A 3,850-nucleotide genomic window follows, 5' to 3' on the forward strand; every position below is an offset into this window, starting at 1 on the left:
CATTAAAGATTAAAAATGTTAGCCAGGTATTAAACAAATAAAAGTGTTTTTTGAAAGGAGATAGTAAATGAGTGTAGAAGCTTATTTGAAAGCTGCGAATAGAGGAGATTTCCAGTGGGAGTGTGATGAAACAACAGATGGAATTGGCATGGGAGGAGTACTTGTTGAATCTACTAGCCTAAAAGGAAGAACAGCAACAATAACAAGAGAAGAAGCTAATAGCTTTGTTGTAGAGGTAGAGTTAGAACATGAGCCAAATTACGTATGTGATTATAGAGCAAGTAGAAAGAGCGCACGCATTTTGGCAGAAAGATTAATAAAGCAAGATATAGAAAAACAATAAAAGTGATTTTTGAGGAGGTAATAAGATGAAAATTGAGCAAGAAACAAAATGGATTGTAGATGATTTAACTGAATTTAGTGTAGATGATGATGTTGAAGTAATTTTAACAAGCGGAGAAAAAATTATAGGCACAATTGATTGGATGGATGGAGGAGAAGCTACTGTAGATAGTGAAAAAATGGGTAATGTAATGATTAGTATAGATGATGTTGAAGAAATATCACATGTTGATTTAAGCAATTAATAAAATGACTTTTTGGTGGTGCTGGTCCAGTGGCCTGCACCGGAAAGGAGAAATATGATAAGAACACTTTTAGATGATTTGTTCAAGCTTAGTACAGAAGATATGTATCGTGTTTTGAATGAAGTAGAGGATGCGATAGCTTATGAGTATACAGAACAATATAGATATGTGTAAGTATTATCTCCTAAAACCAATTAGAAGAAAGTACAGATACATACTTAATAAGTGTAATAAGAGGTGAGATAACATGAAAAGATGCACAGGAGATACATGTAATATCAAAGATGGAGTATGTTGCTGCTATTGTGATTTAAAAGATGAATGTACAGAATTTTATAAATGCGACATTGAAGAAGTATTAGAATATGGATGCAGTGATATGGAAGAAGATGTTTAAAATTTGCTTTTGAGAAGGTGAAACATGAACAATTTTGAGAAGATTAAAAGCATGACAATAGAAGAAGCTGAGAATATACCAAATACATTACTTTCTACTCTTTGCAGGAACTATTGCAGAGGATGCAAAGAAAGCAAGTATGATTGCAAAGAAGCAATGAGAAAATGGCTTAATGAAGAAGCAAATTAATCTTTTAGTGAGGTGGATAAAATGGAGAATTGTAATTTAAAAGTATTCAAGATGAATGACATGGAGTGGTGGTGTACTCATATGAGTTTAGATGAGTTTTATCCTTGGTACTTAGAAGAACATGGATTAGCAGAAGATGATAATCCACGAGATGAAATTGAAGAGTGTGACTTAGACAATGACGGTATGTGGTTTTTCTTTGATGATGAAGAGAACATAAAGAGACTTGAAAAAGAATTAAAAGGTTTTGATGAGTTGTGTAAAGGTGGAATAGGAGATATAGAAAGAAAGTACGATGGCATAGCTGAAATGGTTTCTTTCAGAAAAGCAATTGAACTAAATGGTAAGTATACTGGATCATATTGTATAGCTACTACAGATTGGTAGTTACAAATTAATATTTGAAAAGGTGGGTAAAAAAATGAAATACATATCAAAAGAGCAGTTTAGAAACGCTGGCGAAAAGGCAGTAAATAAAATAATGGAGTGGTGGGAACCAGAGGATGGAGATTTAGTTGCATGTAAAGTTTATGGGACTCACTTTTTGGGAGATGCATTAACAGAAGAGAAAATATGGGTAAGTTTTGTAGGGGATGTAAGCATAGAAGATGTGAAGAAAGATTATATACCTCTTCTTACAGAAGGTAAGCTTATAAAGTTTATTGAACATTGCACAGGATGGCCGGTAACAATATATAACCAATGTGGATGGTATATTGTCGAACCTATGCCAAAGGAAGAAGAAGAGTTTTATAGTAAGCCAGAACATAATGCGGATGCACCTAAATGGTGGCTGGAAGAAAAGAAGTTTTTGGAATGGGAACTTATTGATGCACTTTGGAAATGTGCATGTGAAGTTGCAACAGAAGCTTATCGCAAGCAAGTGAAAGAGAATAAACTAAAGCCTTTATTTGATGTTATTGAAAGACTAGAGGATGCAGGTATGCTTGACCTTGAGATTGAGGTATATACAAATGGTGAATATAAGACAGTTGAGGATTTAGTTAATTCTTTAGAAGATGAACTTAGTTATGCAGCTGAATGTTGCGAGTAAGTTAACATTTTAGTAAAGGAGAGAGTTAAATGTGTAATTGTATATCAGGAATAGAAAAAGAACTAAAAGAGAAAGGCTACCAAGATGCAACTATAGGTGGAACTGCTTTTATTGTAGAGGGAGATAAATTAGTTCTTAGAACTGTACAAGATTGTAAATTTAAAGATGGAGTGACAAAAAGCGGTAAAGATAGGATTAAAAATACGCCTATAAAACATGATTACTGTCCGTTTTGTGGAGAAAAGTATTGATAAAATTGACTTTTCATTAGGTTAAGGAAAGGGGATTTTAGATGTACATAGAAAGCATAATACCAATAACAGAGTTTAAGATCCTCTTCTCTTATGTTACAAAAAGAGGTAACAAGAAGGAGCGTGAAGCTATAGTGAAAAATATAAGTGAAGAAGCTGCAAGACAAGCTTTTAGCTTAGGAATAGCTGATTACAACGCTAGAAATAAACATAGACCTTACTCTAACGTACAAATTCTAGAGGTTAAGGCAGTAGACTTTGATACATTGACAATTTGATGATAACCATTGAAATAACACTATATCGAATCCCTTATAAATAAGGGTTGCCTAGCTTAAACCACTAGCCATGGTATTAAGTGCAAAAAGTTAAGTGGTAACGGCGTAAAAAACACCACGGTACGAAGTACATAATACCGATTTAACAAGGGTTATAAGCAGTTTTATCCTTATCAGTTTTAGGCAATATGACTGATAAGGTGATATGAGTGTTAAAGGAGTTAACATTATTCGGAGAAATAGACAAAGTACAAATAGCAATAGATAGGATTAGAGAGTTTGACCCAAGTAAAACTGATCCTAATAAAATTTATATAGTGCCATTCAGCGGTGGGAAAGATAGCTTAGTAGTACATAAGCTTATGGAACTTGCAGGAGTTAAGTTTAAAGCGGTTCATGCACCAACTATAGAGTTTAAAGAAACATATAAGTACATAAGAAAATACTTCCCTGATGTAGAACAGCAAAAGCCAAAGAGATTTACAAATAGAGTAAAAAGAAAACAGTTTGTAGGCAAGCCTAAGACAATGTTTACGCTAATAGCTAACAGGAAAATACCACCTACACGACAAAATCCTTATTGTTGCTCGGACTTAAAAGAAAATGTAGGAGAAACTGGAGACACTATTGTATTAGGGATAAGAGCTGAAGAAAGCACAGGAAGAGCAGGGCGAGGAGTAGTTACATTTTGGAATGGCAAGACGTGCATAAATCCTATAGTCGATTGGACATGGGATGATGTATGGGAGTTTATAAAGTTTTACAACTTAAAGTACAATCCACTTTATGATATGGGTTTTGATAGGGTTGGGTGCCCTGGATGCCCTAAATCAAAAAATCAAAAGAAAGAATTAGAAATGTTTCCTGAATGGAGAAATTGGTATCTAACAGCATTTAAACACATGCTTAAAAATTTAGATACTGATAAATGCCAGTGGAAAACACCTGAGGATGTTTTACACTGGTGGTTAGGTGAATGTGAAAAAGAACGAGCAATGGAAGGACAACTTGAAATAGGTTGTGAGTTTATAAACTAATAAAAATGAATTTTGATATGTTCCCGATATCTGTGTCGGGAACATGAAGATAAAATA

Annotated in this window: 9 protein-coding genes; all 9 read left to right on the forward strand. The window is 33.9% G+C overall.

What is annotated here, in order from left to right; translation table 11 throughout:
• The first annotated feature begins 67 nt into the window (after positions 1-67).
• The 9 genes from AC1VAQ_RS20710 (at position 68) to AC1VAQ_RS20750 (ending at position 3,793) form a co-directional block, all read left to right on the forward strand.
• On the forward strand, positions 68-343 hold the full coding sequence (locus AC1VAQ_RS20710; protein ID WP_479904503.1) for a hypothetical protein: 276 nt from the start codon (positions 68-70) through the stop codon (positions 341-343).
• A 25-nt stretch (positions 344-368) separates the two neighbouring features.
• On the forward strand, positions 369-587 hold the full coding sequence (locus tag AC1VAQ_RS20715; protein ID WP_479904504.1) for a hypothetical protein: 219 nt from the start codon (positions 369-371) through the stop codon (positions 585-587).
• A 247-nt stretch (positions 588-834) separates the two neighbouring features.
• The gene (locus AC1VAQ_RS20720; RefSeq protein ID WP_479904505.1) at positions 835-984 is read left to right on the forward strand and encodes a hypothetical protein; all 150 of its coding nucleotides are present in this window, start codon (positions 835-837) and stop codon (positions 982-984) included.
• A gap of 24 nt (positions 985-1,008) precedes the next feature.
• Positions 1,009-1,173, forward strand: coding sequence for a hypothetical protein (locus tag AC1VAQ_RS20725; RefSeq protein ID WP_479904506.1), 165 nt, complete (start codon positions 1,009-1,011; stop codon positions 1,171-1,173).
• Between the two features lie 21 nt (positions 1,174-1,194).
• On the forward strand, positions 1,195-1,560 hold the full coding sequence (locus AC1VAQ_RS20730) for a hypothetical protein (protein WP_479904507.1): 366 nt from the start codon (positions 1,195-1,197) through the stop codon (positions 1,558-1,560).
• 34 nt (positions 1,561-1,594) lie between these two features.
• Positions 1,595-2,227: a hypothetical protein gene (locus AC1VAQ_RS20735; protein WP_479904508.1), complete on the forward strand. Its 633-nt coding sequence runs from the start codon at positions 1,595-1,597 to the stop codon at positions 2,225-2,227.
• 29 nt (positions 2,228-2,256) lie between these two features.
• The gene (locus AC1VAQ_RS20740; protein WP_479904509.1) at positions 2,257-2,478 is read left to right on the forward strand and encodes a hypothetical protein; all 222 of its coding nucleotides are present in this window, start codon (positions 2,257-2,259) and stop codon (positions 2,476-2,478) included.
• A gap of 134 nt (positions 2,479-2,612) precedes the next feature.
• Positions 2,613-2,756: a hypothetical protein gene (locus AC1VAQ_RS20745; protein WP_479904510.1), complete on the forward strand. Its 144-nt coding sequence runs from the start codon at positions 2,613-2,615 to the stop codon at positions 2,754-2,756.
• Positions 2,757-2,965: 209 nt separating this feature from the next.
• Positions 2,966-3,793 (forward strand): phosphoadenosine phosphosulfate reductase family protein, encoded by an 828-nt coding sequence (locus AC1VAQ_RS20750; RefSeq protein ID WP_479904511.1) that lies wholly within the window; start codon positions 2,966-2,968, stop codon positions 3,791-3,793.
• Positions 3,794-3,850 lie beyond the last annotated feature (57 nt).

Source organism: Cellulosilyticum sp., from assembly GCF_982396655.1.